The sequence below is a fragment of the Micromonospora marina genome (assembly GCF_900091565.1).
Taxonomy (GTDB): Bacteria; Actinomycetota; Actinomycetes; order Mycobacteriales; family Micromonosporaceae; genus Micromonospora; species Micromonospora marina.
The window spans coordinates 73,780-95,975 of sequence record NZ_FMCV01000012.1; the positions used below are offsets into that span (position 1 = coordinate 73,780).

The following is a 22,196-nucleotide window of genomic DNA, read 5'->3' on the forward strand; positions in this document are numbered from 1 at the left end:
CCGCGGCCAGTGCGGGTGCCAGCGCCCTCGCTGGCAGGATGGTCGGCGTGTCTGAGGCCCGCTGGACCGTGGTCATGCCGGTGAAGCGCCTTCCGGCGGCGAAGAGCCGTCTGCGGGGCGCGTTGCCCGGCGTACCCCACGAGGAGCTGGCGCTGGCCCTGGCGGCCGACACCCTGCGCGCGGTGCGGGCGTGCCCGGCGGTCGCCGGGGTGCTCGTGGTCACCGACGATTCGCGCGTGGCAGCGGCGGCCGGCGCGGCGGGCGCCCGCGTCGTCGGCGACCCCGGCGGCGGGCTGAACGCGGCGTTCCGGCACGGCGCGGCCGTCGCCGGTCCGCGTGCCGCGGTGGTGGGCCTGACCGCCGACCTGCCGGCGCTGCGACCGGCCGAGCTGGCCGCCGCGTTGCGGGCCACCCGGGGGGTACGCGGGTTCGTGGCTGATGCCCCGGGCGGAGGCACGGTGCTGCTCGCCGCGCCGGCCGGTGCGCCGCTGGCGCCGCGGTTCGGGCCCGGCTCGGCCGCGGCGCACGCGGCGGGCGGGGCGCTGCCGCTCGCCGGTGAGTGGCCCAGCCTGCGCCGGGACGTGGACACCCCGGCGGACCTGGCCGGCGCCGCCGGGCTGGGTGTGGGGCCGCGTACCGCCGCGCTGCTGGCGCGGGTCGGCGGGGCGGTCCGGTACGGTGCTGGCATGCAGGGGACGGTGGCTACCTACGACGCGTCGACCCGCAGCGGCGTGCTGCTGCTCGACGACGGCACCGAACTGGCGTTCCCGGCCCGCGCGTTCGACGCCTCCGGGCTACGGTTGCTCCGATTGGGGCAGCGTGTCCGGATCGAGCGGGACGCCGACGGCGAGGTGGTCCGGGTGACCTTGCCGACGATGGCGTGAATAACCTGGCCCGAGTTCATTTTCCGTTCACCCTTATCGGGGAATCATGAGGTGGTGAGCACCCCTCGCGAGCACCCCGAAGTCCCGCCGCCGATCATCGACCCCGGCACCCCCCGCAACGGCCGCCGCACCCGCGGCCCGGACGGGCGGTTCCGTCAGACCCGGCCGCCGGAGGAGCGCCTCGGCGCCGATCCCGACGCGGCCGGATCAACCGGACTGGACGAGCCGCTCGATCCGGTGGAGGGCCCCGGCCCGGCCGACGAGACCCCTGCGGACGCGGGCCCGCCGTCCGCGCCGCCGCTGCCGGAGGACCGCTTCCTCAACCGGGAGCTGTCCTGGCTCGACTTCAACGCCCGGGTGCTGGCGCTCGCCGAGGATCCGCGCGTCCCGCTGCTGGAACGGGCGAAGTTCCTGGCGATCTTCGCCAGCAACCTGGACGAGTTCTACATGGTCCGGGTCGCCGGGCTGAAGCGGCGGCTCTCCGCCGGGCTGCCGGTACGCGGCGGTGACCGGCTGCCACTGCGCACCCAGCTCGACCTGATCACCGGCAAGGCGGCCGGGCTGGTCGCCCGGCACGCCGCCTGCCTGGTCGACGACGTGCTGCCGAAGCTCGCCGCCGAGGACATCCGCATACTGCGCTGGAGCGACCTGGACGACGCCGAGCGCGAGCGGCTGCGCACCTGGTTCCGGGAGCACATCTTCCCGGTGCTCACCCCGCTGGCGGTCGACCCGGCGCACCCGTTCCCGTACATCTCCGGCCGGTCGCTGAACCTGGCCGTCTCGGTACGCGACCCGGACGGCGGCTCGGAGCTGTTCGCCCGGGTGAAGGTGCCGAACAACGTGCCCCGGTTCGTCCGGGTGCACCACGACCAGCCGGGCGTGCGGTTCCTGCCGGTCGAGGACCTCATCTCGGTGCATCTCGGCCAGTTGTTCTCCGGCATGCAGGTGGTCGAGTGCCACCTGTTCCGGGTGACCCGCAACGCCGAGGTGGAGGTGGACGAGGACCGCGACGAGGACCTGCTCCAGGCGCTGGAGCGGGAACTGGCCCGGCGCCGGTTCGGCCCGCCGGTACGCCTGGAGGTCGCCGCGTCCATCTCCGACCACATGCTGGAGCTGCTGGTCCGCGAGCTGGACATGGACGGCCACGACGTGCTGCGGGTACGCGGGCTGCTCGACCTGTCCGCGCTCTGGCAGGTCTACGGCGAGGCCGACCGGCCCGACCTGAAGGACCCGCCGTTCGTGCCGGCCACCCATCCGCGGCTGGCCGAGGGTGAGGTGCCGCGCAGCGTCTTCGCCACGCTGCGCGACGGCGACGTGCTGGTGCACCACCCGTACCACTCGTTCGCGACCAGCGTGCAACGCTTCGTCGAGCAGGCCGCCGCCGACCCGAACGTGCTCGCCATCAAGCAGACGCTCTACCGCACCAGCGGCGACTCCCCGATCGTGGACGCGCTCGTCGACGCGGCCGCCGCCGGCAAGCAGGTGGTGGTGCTGGTCGAGCTGAAGGCACGGTTCGACGAGGTGGCGAACATCGGCTGGGCCCGCACGCTGGAACGGGCCGGCTGCCACGTGGTCTACGGCCTGGTGGGGCTCAAGACGCACTGCAAGACCGCGCTGGTGGTGCGCCAGGAGGGCAACCAGATCCGCCGGTACTGCCACATCGGCACCGGCAACTACCACCCGAAGACGGCCCGGCTCTACGAGGACTTCGGCATGCTCACCGCCGACCCGGAGATCGGCGCCGACCTGACCGACCTGTTCAACGTGCTCACCGGCTACAGCCGGCAGACCGCGTTCCGGCGGCTGCTGGTGGCGCCGCAGGGCATCCGCAGCGGCCTGATCGAACGCATCGACCGGGAGATCGAGCACGTCCGGCTGGGCATGCCGGGGCTCGTGCAGTTCAAGGTGAACTCCCTGGTCGACGAAGAGATCACCGACGCGCTCTACCGGGCGTCGCGAGCCGGTGTGCACGTGGACCTGCTGATCCGGGGCATGTGCACGCTGCGGCCGGGCGTGCCGGGGCTGTCGGAGAACATCCGGGTCCGCTCGATCCTCGGCCGGTTCCTGGAACACTCCCGGATCTTCCGGTTCGGCAACAACGGCGACGCCGAGTTCTGGATGGGTTCGGCCGACCTGATGCACCGCAACCTGGACCGCCGGGTGGAGGCGCTGGTGCAGGTGAGCGACCCGGTGGCCCGGGCCGAACTGGACCACGTCCTCACCGCCGCGTTCGATCCCGACGTGGACGCGTTCGAGCTGGCCGCGGACGGCACCTGGCACCGGCGTACCGGGGACGGCGACGTGCCGCTCGCCCACCTCCAGGATCTGTTGCTGCGCCGGGTCGGCGGCCGGGCGGACTGACCGGGCCGTGGCGCGTGCCGGGCGGGCATACGGTGAGCGGGTGAGCGACGACGAGCCGGTGCGGATCCGGGCCGCCGGGGGCGTGGTGTGGCGCCCGGGTCCGGCCGGCGTCGAGGTCTGCCTGGTGCACCGCCCCCGCTACGGCGACTGGTCGCTGCCGAAGGGCAAGCTGGACCGCGGCGAACATCCGCTCGTGGCTGCCGTCCGCGAGGTGGCCGAGGAGACCGGCGTACGCGGCGTGCCGCAGGTACGCCTGCCCACCGTCCGTTACCGCAGCGAGGGTCTCGCCAAGGCGGTCGACTACTGGTCCATGCGGGCGGCCGGCACCGGCGGTTTCCAGCCCGGCACCGAGGTCGACGACGTGGGCTGGTTCCCGGTCGACGACGCGGTACGCCGGGTCAGCTACCCGCACGACGCCGAGGTGATCGCCGCGTTCGCGGCGCTGCCGCCGGTCACCGCGACGGCGCTGCTGGTCCGGCACGCGCACGCCGGCAAGCGCGGCACCTTCACCGGCCCGGACCACGGCCGCCCGCTGGACGAGCAGGGGTGGGCGCAGGCGCGGGCGCTGGTCCCGCTGGTGGCGCTGGTCCGCCCGGCCCGCCTGTTCTCCGCCTCGGCCCGGCGCTGCGTGCAGACGCTCGATCCGGCGGCGGCCCGGCTGGACCTGCCGATCGAGGTCTGCGGCGACTTCGACGAGCCGGCACCGGGCCAGCAGGTCGAGGAGTGCACGCTCGCCGCCGCGGCCCGGCTGACCGCGCTGGCGCAGGCCGTCGAGTCGGTCGCGGTGTGCAGCCAGGGCAAGGTGATCCCGGGCGCGCTGGAACGGCTCACCGGCCGCGTGGACGAGGACTTCACCACCGCGAAGGGCGGCGGCTGGCTGCTGCCGTTCGCCGGTGACCGGCTGTTCGCCGCCGATCGTCTGTGAGGCGGTTTCAGGGCAACGTGACGGTGAGCGTCACCGGGAGGTGGTCGCTGGCCTCGGTGCGCGGTGCGCGTACCTCGCCCGCGGTCAGGCCCGGCGAGACGAGGACGTGGTCGATCTGGCTACGCGGGTCGTCGGCCGGGCTGGTCCGCAGTGGCCGGGCCGCCGCCAGCGCGTCCACCAGGCCCGTGCGGGTGAACTCGGCGAACGCCGGGTCGTCCGGCTCGGTGTTCAGGTCGCCGCCGAGCACAAGTGGACGGCCGTTCGCGTACCGGCGGGCGAACGCGGCCACCTCGCCCGCCTGCTCGACCGGATCCCGGCCGGGCGGCGGTTGCAGGTGCGTGGCCACCACCGCCAGTTCCCGGCCGCCGAGGTCGAGCGTGACGCCGAGGGCCTGCGCCCCGGTCGGCGCGCCGTGCGCGGTCAGCCGCCGGGTCTGCCCGGAGCGCATCGGGAAGCGGCTGAGCACCGCGTCGCCCCACACCGGGTCGGCGGCGGGCGCGAAGACGTACGGCATCCCAAGCCGCCCGGCCAGCAGCGCCAGCGTGTCGTGCCCGCCGTTGAGCCACCAGCCCCGGTCGACCTCGCTCAGCAGCACCACGTCCGCGCCGCGCAGCTCCCGGGCCACCGCGTCCAGGTCCAGCCGGCCGTCCAGGCCGAACCCCATCCGGATGTTGTACGCCGCCACCCGTACCGCAGCCGTCGCGGTCGTGGCCCGGGCGGTCGTGGCCGGCACGTGCAGCACGGCGGCGAGCCCGGCCAGCGCGGTCAGGCCCGCCAGGGCCGCGACCCGGGCGGTTGCGGGCAGCACCGGCCCCGGTGACGCCCCGCCGGACGGCGTCGGGCCGGGGGCCGGCGCGGGCCGGAGAGGCGCGGTAGCCGCCACCAGAGCCACCAGGACGGCCGTGGCGACCGGAGCCCAGCCGTTGGGGTATCCCAGGTCGTAGGCGGCGTAGTAGGCGACCGTGGCCACCGCGAACACCAGCATCCCGAGCGCCGCCGCCCGGCCGCGCCGCGCCCCTGCCCGCCTGCCGTCGGTGTCTCGTTCGTCGGTGGCGGCGGCCCGGCCGTCCCCGGCGGCCGTGTCGGTGAGCGCCAGGCAGCCGCCGAGGCCGACGGCGGTGAGCAGGTACGCCGGCACGAGACGCCCGGTCACGAACAGCACCGACCCGGCGAGCAGCGCCGACGGCCACAGCAGCCGGGCCGGGCGCACCGGTGCCCGGAACAACGCCGCCGTGAGGAAGAGCAGCACCGCGAGCGCGCCCGGCAACGATCCGCCGGCCGGGCGGGCGAGGCCGGGGAAGTCGGGCGATCCGGTGCCGGCGGCGGCGCTCCAGACCGCCGGGGCGAGCGCCACCTGACCGGCGAGCAGCAGCGCCGGCCCGCACAGCAACCAGGTCCGGCGGCCCGGGACGGACGCGGGCGATCCGGCCTCGCCCGCGACCGGGGCGCCCGTCCGGTCCCGCCGTGCCGCCACCGAGGCGGCCAGGAACGCCAGCACCAGCAGGACGCTCAGGCCCCAGGCGAGCACGCCGCCGCGCCACACCAGGTCCTCGGTGCCGAGCAGGGCGTGCCCGGCCGCGTTCCCGGCCAGGCCGAGCGCCAGCCCGGCGACCGGCCGGGGCACCGAGGCGGCGACGGCGGCGAGCCAGATCAGGCCGGCGAGCAGCCCGGCGCAGGCCGACCAGAGCTGGGCCGGGCCGCCGGGTTGCGCGGTGAGCGCCAGCCGGGCCCCCGCCAGCACACCGGCGGCGACGAGTCCGACCGGGGCGGCGCCGATGCGGCGTACGAGCGTGGGCGCGGCGAGCGCGAGCAGGAACCAGCCGAGCGCGAACGCGCCGAGCAACTCGGCAGGTGTCTCGGCGGCCCGGCCGAACAGGGTGATGACCGACGGCAGCCAGATCCGCAGCACGTCCAGCAGGACCGCGACACCGAGCGCGAGCGTGAGGGTGGAGAGGTGACGGTGCCGCACGGGCGCCTCTTCTCGTGACCGACGGGGTTTTCGGCACGGCGATTCTGCGCGGCGCGACGACGGGCGGTCAACGCGTACCCGTGCGGAAGGGCGCCCACCGCGAACGGTGGGCGCCCTTTCGTGGGCCGTCCGGTCAGCGCCGGGTGGCGGCCTTCTTGGCCGGCGCCTTCTTCGCGGGCGCCTTCTTCGCCGCCGTGGTCTTCTTCGCCGCGGTGGACTTCGCCGCGGTCGTCTTCTTGGCGGTGGTGGTCTTCTTCGCCGCGGCGGACTTCGCCGCGGTCGTCTTCTTCGCCGCCGTGGTCTTGGTCGCGGCGGCCTTCTTCGCCGGCGCGGCCTTCTTGGTCGCGGTGGTCTTGGTGGCCTTCGCCGCCGTGGTCTTCTTGGCGGCGGCGGTGGTCCGGCCGCCGGTGGCCTTGGCGGCCCCGGTGGTCTTCTTCGCGGCGGCGGTGTCCTTGGGCACCTTGCCGCTGGCCACCATCTCCTTGAAGCCCGCGCCCGCCCGGAACGTCGGGACGGAGGTCTTCTTGACCTTCACCGCCTCGCCGGTCCGCGGATTGCGCGCTGTTCGGGCTCCCCGGACGCGCTTCTCGAACGCTCCGAAACCGGTGATCGCCACCTTCTCGCCCTTGGTGACCGCCGCCTGGACCTCAGCGAGAACCGCGTCGAGCGCGGCCGTCGCCGTCTTCCGGTCCCCCAGGCGAACGGCGAGCGCCTCGATGAGCTCGGCCTTGTTCACGACTTCCTCCCGATTGTGCAACTGACTCGACGCGAGCCATTCTGCGCGCACGGTATGCCCTGTGCTGCCTGGACACAAACATTCGGTGGAAAAAACCCCTTGTGTCGCAACGGATTCGCCCCCACCGGGTGCATCCGGTGGGGGCGAATGGCGCGGGAGATCAGGCGATCGAGGGCAGGAACGCCGGCCGGCCGGCCTCGTACGCGCCGATCTCGGCCTCGTGCCGGAGGGTGAGTCCAATGTCGTCCAAGCCCTCCATCAGCCGCCAGCGACTGTGGTCGTCCAGCGGGAACGCCCATGTGGCGTCACCGGCGTGGACCTGCCGGGCGGCGAGGTCGACGGTGATCGGCGTGGCCGGCTCGGATTCCACGAGGTCCCACAGTTCTTCCACGGCTCTCAATTCCAGCTCGACCGGAAGGAGACCTTCCTTGAGCGCGTTGCCGCGGAAGATGTCGCCGAAGCGGGGCGAGATGACGGCCCGGAAGCCCCAGTCCCGCAGCGCCCAGACGGCGTGCTCCCGGGAGGATCCGGTGCCGAACTCGGGGCCGGCGATCAGAATCGACGCACCCGAATGGGCTGGATCGTTGAGGACGAATGACGGGTCCTCCCGCCACGCGTTGAACAGACCGTCCGCGAACCCGGTCCGGGTCACCCGCTTGAGGTACACGGCGGGGATGATCTGGTCGGTGTCCACGTTGGATCGACGCAGCGGCACGGCCGTACCGGTGTGGGTGGTGAACTTGTCCATCTGTCGGCTGCCCTTCTACAGGTCGGCGGGGGCGGCCAGCCGGCCGACCACGGCGGTGGCGGCGGCGACCGGCGGGGACACCAGGTGGGTACGACCGCCCCGGCCCTGGCGGCCCTCGAAGTTGCGGTTGGAGGTCGAGGCGGAGCGCTCGCCGGGCTTCAGCGTGTCCGGGTTCATGCCCAGGCACATGGAGCAGCCGGCGAAGCGCCACTCGGCGCCCGCGTCGGTGAAGACCCTGTCCAGCCCTTCGATCTCGGCCGCCTCGCGGACCGCGGCGGAGCCGGGGACCACGAGCATGCGTACGCCGTCGGCGACCCGCCGCCCGCGCAGCACCTCGGCGGCGGCCCGCAGGTCCTCCAGCCGGCCGTTCGTGCACGAGCCGACGAACACCACGTCCACGGCGAGGTCGCGCAGCGGAGTGCCCGGGGTGAGGTCCATGTACTCCAGCGCCCGGCGGGCGGCGACCCGCTCCGGCTCGGTGACGAACTCCTCCGGGTCCGGCACGGCGGCGCCCAGCGGCACGCCCTGCCCGGGGTTGGTGCCCCAGGTGACGAACGGCGTGATCCGGCTCGCGTCCAGCGTGACCTCGGTGTCGAAGGTCGCGCCCTCGTCGGTGGGCAGCGTCCGCCAGTACTCCAGCGCCGCGTCCCAGTCGTCGCCCTGGGGCGCGTTGGGCCGCCCCTTCAGGTACGCGAACGTGGTCTCGTCCGGCGCGATCATGCCGGCCTTGGCGCCCCACTCGATGGACATGTTCGCGATCGTCATCCGCCCCTCCATCGAGAGGTCGCGGATCGCCTCGCCCCGGTACTCGACGATGTGACCGCGCCCGCCGCCGGTGCCGACCTGCGCGATGAGCGCGAGCACCAGGTCCTTGGCGGTGACGCCGGGCGCCAGCTCGCCGACGACGTTCACCGCCATGGTCTTCGGGCGGGACTGCGGCAATGTCTGCGTGGCCAGCACGTGCTCGACCTCACTGGTGCCGATGCCGAACGCCAGCGCCCCGAACGCGCCGTGGGTGGCGGTGTGCGAGTCCCCGCACACGATCGTCATGCCGGGCTGGGTGAGGCCGAGTTGCGGGCCGATGACGTGCACGATGCCCTGGTTCTCGTCGCCCAGCGGGTGCAGGCGGACACCGAACTCGGCGCAGTTGCGACGCAGCGTCTCGATCTGGGTGCGGGAGGTGGGGTCCGCGATCGTGAGCAGGTCGCCGCGCCGGGAACGGAAGGCCGGGTCGTCGTACCCGGTCGGGGTGTTGTGGTCCTCGGTCGCGATCGTCAGGTCGGTACGGTGCACCCCGCGCCCGGCCAGGCGCAGCCCGTCGAACGCCTGCGGGCTGGTCACCTCGTGCAGCAGGTGCAGGTCGATGAAGAGCAGGTCGGGCTCGCCGTCGGCGGAGCGGACCACGTGTGCGTCCCAGACCTTCTCGGCCAGGGTCCTCGGTCGAGTGACTCCCACCATCTGGACATCCTAAATTCTGGGAGGTAAATTTCGGCTTGTGGGACACAGTATGAGCGGTGTCGGCGTTCTCGACAAGGCGGTGGTCATCCTGGCCGCCTGTGTCGACGGCGCCAGCCTGGCCGAACTCGTTGAACGCACCAAGCTGCCCCGGGCCACCGCGCACCGGCTGGCACAGGCGCTGGAGATCCACCGGATGCTCGTCCGGGACACCCAGGGGCGCTGGCGCCCGGGTCCACGCCTGGGCGAGCTCGCAAACGCGGCCCCGGACGTGCTCCTGACCGCCGCCGAGCCGCTGCTCGCCGCGCTACGGGACGCCACCGGCGAAAGCGCCCAGCTCTACCTGCGCCGCGCCGACGAGCGGATCTGCGTGGCCGCCGCCGAGCGCGCCAGCGGCCTGCGGGACACCGTCCCGGTCGGCTCGGTGCTGCCGATGACCGCCGGCTCGGCGGCGCAGATCCTGCTCGCCTGGGAGCCGCCGGAGGCGGTCATGCCGCTGCTCCCCCGCTCCAAGTTCACCGGCCGCACGCTGGCCGAGGTACGGCGGCGCGGCTGGGCGCAGAGCGTCGCCGAGCGGGAGGCGGGTGTGGCGAGCGTCTCGGCGCCGATCCGCGACCGGACCGGGCGGGTGATCGCCGCGATCAGCATCTCCGGCCCGATCGAGCGCCTCGGCCGCCGCCCCGGCGAACGCCACGCCATGGCAGTCGTCCGAGCCGGCCAGCGCCTCTCCGGCCTCTGACCGCCCCCTCTCGCGTCCCGCGAGGCGGGGATGCGGAACGGCCCGCCTCGCGGGACGCGAGACGGGCCGTTCGTGGATGTAGCCCCGACCGGATTCGAACCGGCGCTACCGCCTTGAGAGGGCGGCGTCCTGGGCCGCTAGACGACGGGGCCAGGCACTTTTCCTGCTTCACCACCCTGCCGGGCGGCGTGGCAGTAGTCTAGCGGCATCCCGTCCGGCGCCACCGAGGGGGTCACCCCCTGCGCACGTGGGCCGGACAGCAGAAAGCCCGCCCCGGGAAACGGGACGGGCTGTCGGTGCTGTAGCCCCGACCGGATTCGAACCGGCGCTACCGCCTTGAGAGGGCGGCGTCCTGGGCCGCTAGACGACGGGGCCAGAACCTTCGTTGCACTCCGCCAGCGTGAGCTGCCGGAATCCAGCGTCCGAGGGTTCTCGCGAACCCGCGGCTGCGCTGGGGTACCAGGACTCGAACCTAGACTAACTGAACCAGAATCAGTCGGGCTGCCAATTACCCCATACCCCATTGGCCCCTTGCGGCGCCGGGAATGAACTTTACCCTCCCGGTGCCGGCAGGCCAAATCCAACCCCTCGAAACCCACCTGACCAGCGGAAACGAGGCATCGGAGCGGATCAGGCGACAGGGACCACCGGGTTGCTCAGCTCCCCGATCCCCTGGATCCGCACGGTGACCGTATCCCCCTCGGTGAGCGGACTAACCCCCGCCGGCGTGCCGGTCAGGACCACGTCGCCGGGCAGCAGCGTCATCACGTGCGAGATGTACGACACCAGACCGGGCACGTCGAAGACCATGTCCTTGGTCCGGCCGAGCTGGCGCACCTCCATCTCCTCCGGGTCGCGGCCGACCTCACACCGGATCTCCAGGTCACTGACGTCGAGCCCGGTGGTGATCCACGGCCCGATCGGGCAGAACGAGTCGAAGCCCTTGGCGCGGGTCCACTGCCCGTCGGAGCGCTGGAGGTCCCGCGCGGTGACGTCGTTGGCGCAGGTGTAGCCGAAGATGGCCCGCTCGGCGGCGGCCCGGTCGGCCCGGCGGGCGCCCGGGGCGCCGATCACCACGGCGAGTTCCGCCTCGTGCTCGACCTGCCTGGAGAAGATCGGCAGCCGGATGGCGTCGCGCGGGCCGATCACCGAGGTGGACGGCTTGAGGAAGAGCAGCGGCTCCTTCGGCACCTCGCTGCCGTGCTCGGCGGCGTGCTCGGCGTAGTTACGGCCGACACAGACCACCTTGCTGGGCAGGATCGGCGACAGCAGCCGGACGTCGGAGAGCGCCCAGCGGGCACCGGAGAACTGGATCTGCCCGAACGGGTGGCCCTCGATCTCGGCGATGGTCAGGCCCTGCGGCCCGGCCTCCGGCTCGCCCTCGACGGCTCCGAACGACATTCCCTTGGCATGAGCGAAACGAGCGATACGCACCCGGCCAATCTATCCCCGCCCGCGGGCCGCCCGGCGGACACCGGCCCGGCCGCGCGCCGCCCCTCGCCGGCGGGCGGCGGCACCGGACCGGCAGGAGCCGCCCAGGGTACGCGTGATCGCGCCGGCCGGGGCGGGAATCGCGGCTTCGTACCCGCCCGGCGGGCCCCGGCCCATAGCTTCGGGTCCGGAGGTTCGTTGGTATGCCTGCATCGAGACGACACCAGAGGGCCCTGGCAGTGTTCGTGAACTGCCTCGGCGTCATCGCCGCCGTACCGGCGCTGTCCCCGGCGGCACCCCGCGCGGAAGCCGCACCCGCCCGTCCGGCCCCGCCACCGGCGGTCGTCCCCGGCGCCGCGGCCACCCCGATCCCGACCGGCGTGCCGGCGGTGCCCCCGGCGGTGCCGACCACCGGCCCGGCCCCGGTCCGGCCGTCGATGCCCCCGGTCAGCGTGGCCGTGGGCGCGTCGGGCACACCGGCGCCGGGCTACCGGATCGAGGTCCGCAACGCCGGCTCGGCACCCGTCGACACGATGGTCCGGCAGGAGCTGCCGAACGGGTCGCGGGCCACCACGGTGACCGGCGGTGGCCGGACCAGCCGGCCGGCCGGGACGAGCGCCGGGGAGGTGACCTGGCGGCTGCGGCTGCCGGCGAAGAGCACCACCACGCTGCACACCGCGTTGTCGATCCCCGGGCCGGGCCGCTCGGTGACCGCGCCGACCTGCGTCTACGGCTCGGACGGCACCCGCCCGTACGACTGCGCCACGGCGACCTGGGTGGGCGCCGCGACGGCCCCGGCGGCACAGGTCACCGCCGCCCCGGCCTGGCGGCGGCCGCCGGTGCTGCTCGCCGCGTTCACGGCGCTGCTCGTGGTCACCGTCGGTGTGGTGTGGTGGGCGGTGTGGCGCCGCCGCCGGCGCACCGCCGCGACGCCCACCGGTACGCCCGGAGGCGGCGCCATGCACGCCGGTGCCCCCGGAGGCGGCGTGCCCGGCCTCGGCACGCCGGGCGGAGCCGGGCCCGGCCAGGGCGGCCCTGGCAACGGCACGCCGGGCCGGAACGGGCCGGCTGAACGCGGCACCGTCTATCCGCGTACGGCCGTGCCGTCGCCCGCGAGCCGCCGTCGCCGGCCGCCGGTCTGGCTCGTGGTCGGCGTGGCGGCGGCGGTGCTCGCCGGTGTGGTGGGCGCGGCGGCCTGGTCGGCCACGCAGCGGGTGGCCGCGATGGACACCACCAAGCAGCCGACGAGCGGCGCGTGGGTGGGCAGCAGCGTCACCGGCGCGCTGGGCCAGCCGCTGCGCGAGACCGCGTTCGAGTTCACCGTCTACCGGGTGAGCTGCGACGCGGAAGTCCTGCCACCGGCGCCCGGCGGCGGCCGGCCGTGCCTGGCCACGGTCGGGGTGCGCAACCTCACCAACGAGGACCAGACCTGGCACGGGCAGTTGCAGCGGGCGTACCTGCCCAGCGGCAACTGGGTCGCCGCCGACGAGGACGCGACCCGGGTGGCGAACCTGGGCCGGGACGTCTTCTCCCAGCCGGTGGCCGCCGGGCGGCGGGTGCTGCTGCCGCTGGTGTTCACCATGCGCGGCGACGAGCCGCCGAAACTGCTGGAGCTGCGCAGCGGCGTCTTCTCGGCGGGCGTTCGGGTGGACGTGGCGTGATCCGGGCGAGGGCTGCGGTCGTACCCTGGGGTGTGTGACCGCCGCCCTCGCTCCCGCGCTCGACCTGGCCGACTGGCAGGCGCGCCGGCAGTCCCACGAGGCGCGGGTGGACGCCTGGCTGACGCCGCACCTGGCCCGCCGTCGCACCGGGGTGAAGCACCCGGTGGAGGACTTCCTGTTCACCTACTACTCGCACCGCCCGGCGCAGCTGCGCCGCTGGCACCCGGGTGCGGGCGTGGTGCTGCGCGACGCCGATCCGGGCGATTTCGGCCCGGACTACACCACGAGCGCCGCCGGGCTCGCCCTCGACACCGATCGGGTACGCGCGCGGCGCGCCGAGTCGATCGCCTGGATCCGTACGCTGCTCGCGGCGACCGCCGGACGTCCGGCGCAGTTCGGCTGTTTCGGGATGCACGAGTGGGCGATGGTCTACCGGCAGACGCAGGAGCAGGTACGGCACAACGCCTGGCCGCTGCGGTTGAGCCCGGCGGCGACGGCGGCGGTGGTCGAGGAGCGCGGCGTGCGGTGCAGCCATTTCGACGCGTTCCGGTTCTTCACCGCGCCGGCCCGGCCGCTCAACGTGCTCCAGCCGACCCGGGAGGGCCAGCACGCGCTGGAGCAGCCGGGCTGCCTACACGCCAACATGGATCTCTACAAGTGGGCGTACAAGCTGTCGCCGCTGGTGCCGTCGGAGCTGGTGGCGGACTGCTTCGCGCTCGCCCGGGAGATCCGGGCGCTGGACATGCGGGCCAGCCCGTACGACCTGGCGGAGCTGGGCTACCCGCCGGTGCCTGTGGAGACGCCGGAGGGCCGGGCCGAGTACGCCGCCGCCCAGCGCGGGTTCGCCGAGCGGGCCGCCGGGTTGCGCGCCCGGCTGCTGGCGGCGCTGGACCGGGCCGCGCCGGCCGGCCGCCGCTGAGCGCGGAGCCCGCTTCGGCTCAGCCCTCCGGGTGCCCCCGGTGCCGGTTCCACTCCGGGGCGAGGATCGACATGACCGTGGCGTCCACCCAGTCGTCGCCGTCACGCAGCACCTGGCGCAGCGTCCCCTCCGCGACGAAGCCCACCTTCTCGTAGGCGCGCCGGGCACGCGGGTTGAACGCGAACACCTCCAGGCCGATGCGGTGCAGGCCGAGCTGCTCGAAGCCGTACCCGGCGATCAGCCGGACCGCCTCGGTGCCGAGGCCGCGGTCGCGCCCGCCGGGGCCGATCAGGGTGCGGAAGTTGCAGCTCGCGTTGGCCCGGTCCCACTCGTTGAGGACCACCTCGCCGACGCAGGCGCCGCTTGCCCGGTCCACCACCGCGAGGTCGAGCCGGTCGTCCTGGCTGTTGCGGGTGCCGTACCAGGCCCGCAGTCGGGACGGCTCGAACGTCTCGCCGGCCGGGCTGCCGGTCAGCCGGGCCACCTCCGGGTCGGCCAGGATCTCGGCCAGCGCCGGCAGGTCGTCGTCGTGGAACGGGCGCAGCACCACCCGCTCGCCGGTCAGCGTGGGCTTGACGGAGAAGTCGATCACGACGGGGAATTCTCCGGTCGGCGCGCTCGGCTGCTCAACGGGTTTTCGGTCAGTCGCCGTCCACCCGGCGGTCGCGTTTGCGCTGGGACTGTCGCTTCTTCTCGGCCAGGCGACGCTCCTTGGCGCCACGGGACGGGCGGGTCGCCCGGCGCGCCTTCGGCGGCGGGGCGACGGCCTCGCGCAGCAGCGCGGCCATCCGCTCGCGGGCCGCCTCCCGGTTGGCCAGCTGGGCGCGGTGCTCGCTGGCGGTGACCGTCAGCACGCCGCCGACCAGGCGGCCGGCGAGCCGGGCCAGCGCCCGTTCCCGCAGCGTCTCCGGCACGCTCGGCGAGCCGCCCAGGTCGAAGCTCAGCTCCACCCGGGAGTCGGTGGTGTTGACTCCCTGCCCGCCCGGCCCCGACGAGCGGGAGAACCGCTCCCGCAGCTCGCCGGCGGGCACCACGAGCCGATCGGTGACCCGCAGTCCGTCGTCCACTCCCCGAGGCTAGCGCCCGGCGCGGTGACTCGGGGTGGGGGTGACGCCCGGGGTGGGATCGGCTCGTTCCTCGTCGCCGCCGGACGCCGCGTAGGCGGCCGCGCCGACGAGCAGCAGGGCGATCACCGCGAGCTTGACGGCCACGCCCCGGATCGCGAGCCAGGCGTTGCGCCGGGCGCCGGGGACGCTGGTCCGGATGGTCTGGTAGTCCGTCCAGCCGCGCTTCGCACGTGCGTAGGACGCGCCGACACCGGCGCCGATGATCAGGCCCACCACGAGGAGGGCCGCGACGACAGCTTGCTCCACCTCCGCCAGTATTCATACTCAGCGTGATATTTCTATGCCCCGATGATCCCACGCCGGATATCCGACACTTCGCACCGATCTTGCGGCTCCTGTGCAGGTCAGTCGCCGGATGGGGCGACCGCGCCCGGCGGCTCAACCGCCCTTGCCGATGATGGTGTCGGCGCTCTGCTGGACCTGGTCGATCGGGATGGCGAAGCCGATGCCGATCGAGCCGTTGCCGTCGATGGTGGCGATCGCGGTGTTCACGCCGACGACCTCACCGCGCGCGTTCACCAGCGGACCACCGGAGTTGCCCGGGTTGATGGAGGCGTCGGTCTGCACCGCCGTGTGCCGGCCGTTGCCGATCCGCACCTGCCGGTTGAGCGCGCTGACGATGCCCGCGGTGACCGTCCCGGCGAGCCCGAGCGGCGACCCGACCGCGAGCACCGGCTCCCCCACCCTCGTGGAGTTCGCCTTTGCGAGCGGCAACGGCGGCAACCCGGCCGACGCGGGCACCTTCAGCACGGCGAGGTCGCTGGCCGGCTCCCGGCCCACCACCTCGGCCGGAAACCGCCGCCCGTCCGAGGTCTCCACCATGACCGCGCCGGAACCGCCCCGGGCCAGGATGTGGTCGTTCGTGACGATGTGCTGCTCGTTGTCGATGGCGAATCCGGAGCCGGACGCGGACGCGCCGGAGCGGCCCCCGACCAGCACCGAGACCACCCCGGGCACCGTCTTGCCGGCGGCGGTTACCAGCTCGGCCGGCACCGGCGCGGCGGACGCCGCCGCCGGTCCCGGCGCGCCCCGGTCGGCCGCCCAGGTGCCGGCCGCCGCGCCGGAGACGGTGGAGAGCGCCACCACCGCCGCCACGCTCAGCAGCCGGTGCCGCAGGTTCCGCCGCCCGGCCTCCGGCCCACCGCCGGGTACGTCCCGGTGACCGCGCCCGTCCGGGTCCAGTTCCGGCGAGACGAACCACGGTCCGCGTGGCTCGCCGAGTCCGGTCTGCACTGCCATTCCTGGCTCCTCACGTGTCGTGCGGTAGTGGTGTGCGGATCAGGGCAGCCGGGAGAACCACCGCAGCGAGCCGGCCGCGGCGCCCATCGCCAGGACCAGCCCGAGGCCGATGAAGCGGGCCGACACGTCCTGCCGCTCGGTGCGGTAGCCGACCGAGGTGCCGATGTCCTCGTAGACGTCCTTCAGCTCGGCGGTGGTGGACGCCTCGTGGAAGCCGCCGCCGGTCTGGTCGGCGACCGCTCGCAGCGTCTGGCCGTCCACCGGCACCTGGATCGCCCGGCCGCCCCGGTCGACCGAGCCGCCGGGTGTGCCGAACGAGATGGTGTGCACCGGCACCTTCGCGGCGACCGCCTGGTCGGCGGCCTCCATCGGGTCCATGCCGGAGGTGTTCGCGCCGTCGGACAGGATGATGATCCGGGCCGGCGGCGGATCCTTGGCGGCGGTAGCGTCCAGGCTCTTGACCGCGCCCAGCGAGGTGCTGATCGCCTCGCCGATGGCGGTGCCCTGCACGCCGGTGATGCCCTCGGCCAGCCGCCCGATGCCGTCGTGCAGCGCCTCCCGGTCGGTGCTCGGCGGCACGAGCACGGCCGCGCTGCCGGCGAACGCGACGAGGCCGACGTTGAACTCGTCCGGCAGCCCGTCGGCGAACCGCCGGCCCGCCTCCTTGGCCGCGGTCAGCCGGTCCGGGTCCACGTCACCGGCGAGCATCGAGGTGGAGACGTCCACCGCGACCATCACGGTGGCCCGCTCCCGGGGCACCCGCACCTCCGCCTCGGGCCGGGCGAAGCCGACCACGAGCAACGCCAGCATGGCGAGGAACAGGCCCGCCGGGACGTGCCGCCGCCAGGCCGGTCGGCGCGGGGCGACGCGGTCGAGCAGGCGCAGGTTGGTGAAACGCACCGCGTACCGGCTCTGCCGCCGTTGCAGCACCAGATAGCCGGCGACCAGCGCGGCGACGGCGAGCAGCAGCCAGAGGCGGGCGGGTGACTGCCAGGTCATGCGACACCTCCGCGGGTCGCGGCCGGCACGGTGGCCAGCCGGCGCTGCTCGTGCACGTACCGGACGACGTCCGCGCACCAGTCCCGGTCGGTACGCAGCGCCAGGTGGGTCGCGCCGGCCCGGCGCAGCGTGCGGCGTACCTGGTCGCGCTGCTCGGCGGCGGCGCGCGCGTACCGCTCACGCAGGCCCGGGTCGCCGGTCCACACCTCGCGGTGCCGGCCGCTCTCCGGGTCGACGAGCGTGACCAGGCCGACGTCCGGCAGGTCCAGCTCGCGCGGGTCTGTCACCTCGACCGCGAGCACCTGGTGCCGTACCGCGAGGCGGCGCAGCGCGGCGGCCCACGGCGGCGGCGCGGCGTCCGGGTCGTCGGGCAGCTCGTCGAGGAAGTCGGAGACGATCACCACGAGCCCGCGCCGGGTGGCGACGCGCTGAAGCCCGTCCAGCCCGTCGGCCAGGCCGGACGCCGCGTCCCGCCGGTCCGCGCCGGCCACGCCCGCGCCGCCGGGGTCCGGCAGTTCTCCGGTACGCGGGGCGCCGAGCAGCGCGCGGAGCAGCCCGAGCAGATGGGTACGCCCGCTGCGGGCCGGGAACCGGCGCAGCCCGTCCGGGGTGAGCACCTGGGCGCCGAGCCGGTTGCCGACTCCGGCGGTGAGGAAGCCGACAGCCGCCACGGCGGCCACCGCCAGTTCACGTTTGTCCAGCGTGGACGTGCCGTACTCCATGCTGGGGCTGGCGTCGACGAGCAGCCAGGTGGTGAGTTCCCGGTCGGCGTCGACCTCGCGGACGTGCGGGACTGTGGTCCGGGCGGTGACCGCCCAGTCCATCCGGCGTACCTCGTCCTCGCCGGGGCGGTACTCGCGGCTGCCGGCCGCCTCGCTGCCGGGACCGGGCAGCAGGCCGCGGTACCGGCCGTGCAGCAGGCCGTCGAGCCGCCGGGTCACCGTCAGCTCCAACCGGCGCAGCCGCTGGTCCGGGGCGAGATCGGCGAGCCCGGGTCCGGCTGCGCCGGTCATGCCGCCGCCAGGTCGTTCACCGTCTCCGTCGGCCCGTTCACCAGTCGGGGTGGCGGCACCGCCTCGATCACGCGGCGCACCACGTCCTCGCCGGAGATCCCGTCGGCGATCGCGTCGAAGGAGAGCACGAGCCGGTGGGCCAGCACGTCCACCGCCAGTTCCCGGATGTCCTCGGGGAGCACGTAGTCCCGGCCGTGGATGAGCGCCCGGGCGCGGGCGGCTGCCACCAGGCCGAGCGTGGCCCGGGGGCTGGCGCCGTACGCCAGCAGGGGCGTGACGTCGGGCAGGCCGAAGCGCTCCGGGTCGCGGGTGGCGAGGATGAGGCGGACCACGTACTCGGCGAGCGCGTGGTGGACGAACACGTCGCTGGCGCGGCGCTGGAGTTCACGCAGCCGGTTCGGGTCGAGCACGGTGCGCGCGGCGGGGCGCTCGGTGCTCATCCGGTAGAGGATGGCCAGTTCGTCGGCGTCGCTCGGGTAGTCGACCACGACCTTCATCAGGAAGCGGTCGCGTTGCGCCTCGGGGAGCTGGTAGACGCCCTCGGACTCGATCGGGTTCTGGGTGGCCAGGACGAGGAACGGGTCCGGTACCGGCCAGCTCCGGCCGGCGATGGAGACCTGCCGCTCGGCCATCGCCTCGAGCAGCGCCGACTGCACCTTGGCCGGAGCCCGGTTGATCTCGTCGGCGAGCACCAGGTTCGCCATGATCGGCCCCAGCTCCACGTCGAACCGCTCGGTGGAGGCGCGGTAGATGCGGGTGCCGACGATGTCGGAGGGGACCAGGTCGGGGGTGAACTGGATCCGGGAGAACGTGCCACCGACCACTGTGGCCAGCGTCTGCGCCGCCAGCGTCTTGGCGACCCCCGGTACGCCCTCCAGCAGGCAGTGCCCGTCGGCGACCAGGGCGGTGAGCAGGCGGTCGACGAGCCGATCCTGCCCGACGATCACGCGTTTGACCTCGACGAGGGTCTGTTCCAGCTCGACGCCGCTCGCGTCGGCGTCGACCGGGCTGAGCACGCTGGCCGGGGTGTCCGAGATGTCCGTCACGGTGCTTGCTTCCCGTGCCGGAGCGGCGACAAACGTCGGATTATCGGTCCCTGGGCGGTGGTCGGCGGGCCGGACCGGCAGCTTCTCCCCAGCCGGGGCCGAACGGCACGAACTGGCGCGGCACCGGCCGGATCGGCACGGAACACGACACCGGCCCCCGCCTGCGCGGGGGCCGGTGCGGGGCCGGACGGGTCAGTTGGCGACCAGGATGTGGAACGGCCGGTCCGAGGCGCCGCCGGTGGAGTTGCGGGTCTGCACGAAGACCGCGTTCGGGGTCAGCGTGCGAGGCGCGACCGACACCTCGCCGCCCGGCGGCACGTTCGCCGGGTCGTTCGTGCCGATGGTCGCCACGTACGCCTTCGCGGACACGTTGTAGTCGAACAGCACCTGGTACTGCCCGGCGGTCACGCCCGGGCCGGGGGTGAACCGGAACGAGGAGACCACGTTGCCGGAGTGCTGCAGCAGCGTCCCGTTGGCCGCGACGACCGCCCAGGCGACCTGGCCGGGGGCCGGTGGCGCCAGGGTGGCCCGCATGGCGGTGCGGGCGGCCTGCCGCTCGGCGACGGTCACCGGCGGCTGCGCCGAGGAGTGCCGGGGGCCGGGCTGCGGCCTCGCCTCCGACTGGGCGGCGGCGGCGATCCCGCCGCCGGCCAGGGTGAGCGACAGCGCGGCGAGCGCCACTACCGTCGCCTTCCGCTTGAAGAATGTGGCCATGAATCTCTCCCTTGGTAGACCGTGGCGATACGGCGACTGCGCGTGTCACGTTGCGGATCATCGGGTATCCGCCGGGAGCGCACCGCTTGTGAGCTGGCCTTACTACAGAGAGTCGCGACTTCTCAACCAGGTGGAACCTAGCACCGGAAAATGCAGGCGGTCAATAGCGTCATTGATTGACCGACGGGCCCAGAAAAGGCGCCAGAAATTGTGAGAAACAATTCACGAAACCATTTCGGAGGGGCGTCGCCACCCCTCGGCAAGGCAGCCTGACCATCATGATCACCATGACCCGGGCGGGCACCCGGGGCGGTCGCCCGGCCACCGTCGCGTGCTGGCTCGCCGTCGCGCCGGTGGCCGCGTGGGCGCCGGTGCGCCTGACCGGACAGCAACGCGGTCCGCTGGTGCCGGCGATCGCGTTCACGCCGTACGTCGCCGCCGTGGCCCCGGTGGAGGCGGTGGCGCGACCACCGGGCACTGCTGGCCGAGCTACGCCTGCCCGCCGGATGAGTCAGGCCGCGCTCGCGCCCGGCACCCGGGCCCGGTCTAGGCCGTAGGTGAGCGCGTCGACCAGGGCGTGCCAGCTCGCCTCGACCACGTTCGGGTGCACGCCCACAGTGGTCCAGTCGCGGCCGGCGCCGGCGGTCTCCACGAGCACGCGTGTGATCGCGCCGGTGCCGTGGCTGCCCTCCAGGATGCGCACCTTGTAGTCGGCCAGCTCGAAGTCGCGCAGCTCCGGGTAGTGCCGGGCCAGTCCCACCCGCAGCGCCTCGTCCAGCGCGTTGACCGGGCCGTTGCCCTCGGCGGTGGCGATCACCCGCTCGCCGCGTACCCGGATCTTCACAGTCGCCTCGGAGACCACGGCGCCGTCCTCGCGGTGCTCGACGATCACCCGGTACGACTCGAGCGTGAACGGCCGGGCCGGCGCGGCGTCCGGCAGCTCGGAGCGGACCAGCAGCTCGAACGAGGCGTCGGCGGCCTCGAACGACCAGCCGTCGGCCTCCAGCTCCTTCACCCGCCCGGTCACCCGGGACAGGGCGTCCGGATGGCCGGCCAGGTCCAGACCGAGCTCGCGGCTCTTGAGCTCGATGCTGGCCCGGCCGGCCATCTCGGTCACCAGGATCCGCATGTCGTTGCCCACCACTGCGGGTTCCACGTGGTTGTAGAGCAACGGGTCGACCTTGATCGCGCTCGCGTGCAGCCCCGCCTTGTGAGCGAAGGCGGCGGCCCCGACGTATGCCTGGTGGGTGTCGGGGGCGATGTTGGCGATCTCGGAGATGGCGTGCGAGACCCGCACCATCTGTTCCAGGCAGCCGTCCGGTAGGACGGGCATGCCCAGCTTGAGCTGGAGGTTGGCGACGATCGCGAAGATGTCGGCGTTGCCGGGGCGCTCGCCGTACCCGTTGGCGGTGCCCTGCACGTGCCGGACGCCCGCCTCGACGGCGGCGATCGTGTTGGCGACCGCGCAGGCCGTGTCGTTCTGCGCGTGCATGCCGAGCCGGTCCGGCGCGATCCCGGTCCGCGCCACCAGGTCCTCGATCACGGCGGTGACCTGGGAGGGCAGCATGCCGCCGTTGGTGTCGCAGAGCACGAAGCGTTCGGCACCGGCGGCCAGCGCGGTCTCCGCGACGGCGGAGGTGTAGCCGCTGTCGAAGCGGAACCCGTCGAAGCAGTGCTCGCCGTCGACGAAGACGCGCCGGCCCTGCGCCACCAGGTACGACACGGTGTCGCGGATCATGGCGAGGTTCTCCTCGGCGGTGGTGCGCAGCGCCCGCTCCACGTGCCGCAGGTCCGCCTTGGCGACCAGGGCCACGGCCGGGGTCTGCGCGTCGAGCAGGCCACGCACCTGCGGGTCGTCCTCGACCGCGAGGCCGGCCTTGCGGGTGGCCCCGAAGGCGACCAGGATCGCGTGCCGCAGCTCCAGCTCGGTGCGGGCGCGGCGGAAGAACTCGGTGTCCTTCGGCACCGCACCCGGCCAGCCCCCCTCGATGAAGCCGACTCCCAGGTCGTCCAGCAGGCGGGCCACCGCCAGCTTGTCGACCACCGAGTACGTGAGCCCTTCGCGCTGCGCGCCGTCGCGCAGCGTCGTGTCGTACACCTGGAACGTCATCGGAGTCCTCTTCTCGTGCCCTGGGGGAGCAAACAAAAAGACCCCCCGCGGATGCGGGAGGTCTGCGCGCTCGGCGGGGGAAGGGCCGGCGCGCTAGCTGCTAATGATCAGGACGAAGCT

Annotated in this window: 20 protein-coding genes, 3 tRNA genes and 1 pseudogene; 7 read left to right on the forward strand and 17 right to left on the reverse strand. The window is 74.0% G+C overall.

All coding sequences use genetic code 11. The features are described 5' to 3' along the window. Positions 1 to 38: 38 nt before the first annotated feature. The 3 genes and pseudogenes from cofC to GA0070215_RS15885 form a co-directional block, all read left to right on the forward strand. Positions 39 to 647 (forward strand): annotated as a pseudogene (gene cofC / locus GA0070215_RS29105) (2-phospho-L-lactate guanylyltransferase); the annotation flags it as partial. A gap of 291 nt (positions 648 to 938) precedes the next feature. Continuing rightward, positions 939 to 3,245, forward strand: coding sequence for an RNA degradosome polyphosphate kinase (locus GA0070215_RS15880; RefSeq protein ID WP_208600352.1), 2,307 nt, complete (start codon positions 939 to 941; stop codon positions 3,243 to 3,245). A gap of 7 nt (positions 3,246 to 3,252) precedes the next feature. Beyond that, positions 3,253 to 4,170 carry an NUDIX hydrolase gene (locus GA0070215_RS15885; protein WP_018786285.1) on the forward strand — a complete coding sequence of 306 codons (918 nt, stop codon included), beginning with the start codon at positions 3,253 to 3,255 and terminating at the stop codon, positions 4,168 to 4,170. A 7-nt stretch (positions 4,171 to 4,177) separates the two neighbouring features. On the opposite strand, the gene GA0070215_RS15890 is transcribed toward GA0070215_RS15885, so the two are convergent. The 4 genes from GA0070215_RS15890 to leuC form a co-directional block, all read right to left on the reverse strand. Further along, positions 4,178 to 6,139, reverse strand: a complete 1,962-nt coding sequence (locus GA0070215_RS15890) for an endonuclease/exonuclease/phosphatase family protein (protein ID WP_091046817.1) — start codon at positions 6,137 to 6,139, stop codon at positions 4,178 to 4,180. Positions 6,140 to 6,272: 133 nt separating this feature from the next. Then, positions 6,273 to 6,875 carry an HU family DNA-binding protein gene (locus GA0070215_RS15895; RefSeq protein ID WP_018786283.1) on the reverse strand — a complete coding sequence of 201 codons (603 nt, stop codon included), beginning with the start codon at positions 6,873 to 6,875 and terminating at the stop codon, positions 6,273 to 6,275. A 160-nt stretch (positions 6,876 to 7,035) separates the two neighbouring features. Beyond that, positions 7,036 to 7,623: a 3-isopropylmalate dehydratase small subunit gene (leuD, locus tag GA0070215_RS15900; protein WP_091046820.1), complete on the reverse strand. Its 588-nt coding sequence runs from the start codon at positions 7,621 to 7,623 to the stop codon at positions 7,036 to 7,038. 15 nt (positions 7,624 to 7,638) lie between these two features. Beyond that, positions 7,639 to 9,081, reverse strand: coding sequence for a 3-isopropylmalate dehydratase large subunit (leuC, locus tag GA0070215_RS15905; protein ID WP_091046822.1), 1,443 nt, complete (start codon positions 9,079 to 9,081; stop codon positions 7,639 to 7,641). A 49-nt stretch (positions 9,082 to 9,130) separates the two neighbouring features. Between leuC and GA0070215_RS15910 the strand changes: the two genes are divergently transcribed. Further along, on the forward strand, positions 9,131 to 9,817 hold the full coding sequence (locus GA0070215_RS15910) for an IclR family transcriptional regulator (RefSeq protein ID WP_013284529.1): 687 nt from the start codon (positions 9,131 to 9,133) through the stop codon (positions 9,815 to 9,817). A 79-nt stretch (positions 9,818 to 9,896) separates the two neighbouring features. Here GA0070215_RS15910 and GA0070215_RS15915 read toward each other — a convergent pair. From GA0070215_RS15915 to GA0070215_RS15930, 4 genes are all read right to left on the reverse strand, one after another. After that, a tRNA-Glu gene (locus tag GA0070215_RS15915) sits at positions 9,897 to 9,969 on the reverse strand. 150 nt (positions 9,970 to 10,119) lie between these two features. After that, a tRNA-Glu gene (locus GA0070215_RS15920) sits at positions 10,120 to 10,192 on the reverse strand. Between the two features lie 76 nt (positions 10,193 to 10,268). Then, a tRNA-Gln gene (locus tag GA0070215_RS15925) sits at positions 10,269 to 10,340 on the reverse strand. A 107-nt stretch (positions 10,341 to 10,447) separates the two neighbouring features. Next, complete coding sequence (locus tag GA0070215_RS15930; protein WP_081635945.1) at positions 10,448 to 11,251, reverse strand: fumarylacetoacetate hydrolase family protein; 804 nt, start codon at positions 11,249 to 11,251, stop codon at positions 10,448 to 10,450. Positions 11,252 to 11,451: 200 nt separating this feature from the next. Here GA0070215_RS15930 and GA0070215_RS15935 point away from each other — a divergent pair, with 200 nt between their 5' ends. Beyond that, the gene (locus GA0070215_RS15935) at positions 11,452 to 12,909 is read left to right on the forward strand and encodes a hypothetical protein (protein WP_091046825.1); all 1,458 of its coding nucleotides are present in this window, start codon (positions 11,452 to 11,454) and stop codon (positions 12,907 to 12,909) included. Between the two features lie 34 nt (positions 12,910 to 12,943). Beyond that, positions 12,944 to 13,828 (forward strand): hypothetical protein, encoded by an 885-nt coding sequence (locus tag GA0070215_RS15940; protein WP_018786278.1) that lies wholly within the window; start codon positions 12,944 to 12,946, stop codon positions 13,826 to 13,828. A gap of 19 nt (positions 13,829 to 13,847) precedes the next feature. Here the strand turns inward: GA0070215_RS15940 and GA0070215_RS15945 are convergent, their stop codons facing one another. The 8 genes from GA0070215_RS15945 to GA0070215_RS15980 form a co-directional block, all read right to left on the reverse strand. Beyond that, positions 13,848 to 14,420: a GNAT family N-acetyltransferase gene (locus GA0070215_RS15945; RefSeq protein WP_018786277.1), complete on the reverse strand. Its 573-nt coding sequence runs from the start codon at positions 14,418 to 14,420 to the stop codon at positions 13,848 to 13,850. 49 nt (positions 14,421 to 14,469) lie between these two features. Beyond that, complete coding sequence (gene arfB / locus GA0070215_RS15950) at positions 14,470 to 14,895, reverse strand: alternative ribosome rescue aminoacyl-tRNA hydrolase ArfB (protein WP_018786276.1); 426 nt, start codon at positions 14,893 to 14,895, stop codon at positions 14,470 to 14,472. A 9-nt stretch (positions 14,896 to 14,904) separates the two neighbouring features. Beyond that, the gene (locus tag GA0070215_RS15955) at positions 14,905 to 15,201 is read right to left on the reverse strand and encodes a hypothetical protein (RefSeq protein WP_026268096.1); all 297 of its coding nucleotides are present in this window, start codon (positions 15,199 to 15,201) and stop codon (positions 14,905 to 14,907) included. A gap of 132 nt (positions 15,202 to 15,333) precedes the next feature. Continuing rightward, positions 15,334 to 16,194 (reverse strand): S1C family serine protease, encoded by an 861-nt coding sequence (locus tag GA0070215_RS15960; RefSeq protein WP_091046829.1) that lies wholly within the window; start codon positions 16,192 to 16,194, stop codon positions 15,334 to 15,336. A gap of 39 nt (positions 16,195 to 16,233) precedes the next feature. Further along, on the reverse strand, positions 16,234 to 17,193 hold the full coding sequence (locus GA0070215_RS15965; RefSeq protein WP_091046833.1) for a VWA domain-containing protein: 960 nt from the start codon (positions 17,191 to 17,193) through the stop codon (positions 16,234 to 16,236). Further along, on the reverse strand, positions 17,190 to 18,206 hold the full coding sequence (locus GA0070215_RS15970; RefSeq protein WP_018786272.1) for a DUF58 domain-containing protein: 1,017 nt from the start codon (positions 18,204 to 18,206) through the stop codon (positions 17,190 to 17,192). The genes GA0070215_RS15965 and GA0070215_RS15970 overlap by 4 nt, the downstream gene beginning before the upstream one ends. Continuing rightward, on the reverse strand, positions 18,203 to 19,252 hold the full coding sequence (locus tag GA0070215_RS15975; protein ID WP_091046837.1) for an AAA family ATPase: 1,050 nt from the start codon (positions 19,250 to 19,252) through the stop codon (positions 18,203 to 18,205). Before GA0070215_RS15975 ends, GA0070215_RS15970 begins: the two co-directional genes overlap by 4 nt. 192 nt (positions 19,253 to 19,444) lie before the next feature. Next, positions 19,445 to 19,966, reverse strand: coding sequence for a hypothetical protein (locus tag GA0070215_RS15980; protein ID WP_091046840.1), 522 nt, complete (start codon positions 19,964 to 19,966; stop codon positions 19,445 to 19,447). Positions 19,967 to 20,244: 278 nt separating this feature from the next. On the opposite strand from GA0070215_RS15980, the gene GA0070215_RS29845 reads away from it, so the two are divergent. Beyond that, positions 20,245 to 20,523, forward strand: a complete 279-nt coding sequence (locus GA0070215_RS29845; protein WP_091046843.1) for a hypothetical protein — start codon at positions 20,245 to 20,247, stop codon at positions 20,521 to 20,523. Here the strand turns inward: GA0070215_RS29845 and cimA are convergent. Continuing rightward, complete coding sequence (gene cimA, locus GA0070215_RS15990) at positions 20,478 to 22,076, reverse strand: citramalate synthase (RefSeq protein WP_018786268.1); 1,599 nt, start codon at positions 22,074 to 22,076, stop codon at positions 20,478 to 20,480. The two genes, GA0070215_RS29845 and cimA, sit on opposite strands and share 46 nt — an antisense overlap. Between the last annotated feature and the right edge of the window lie 120 nt (positions 22,077 to 22,196).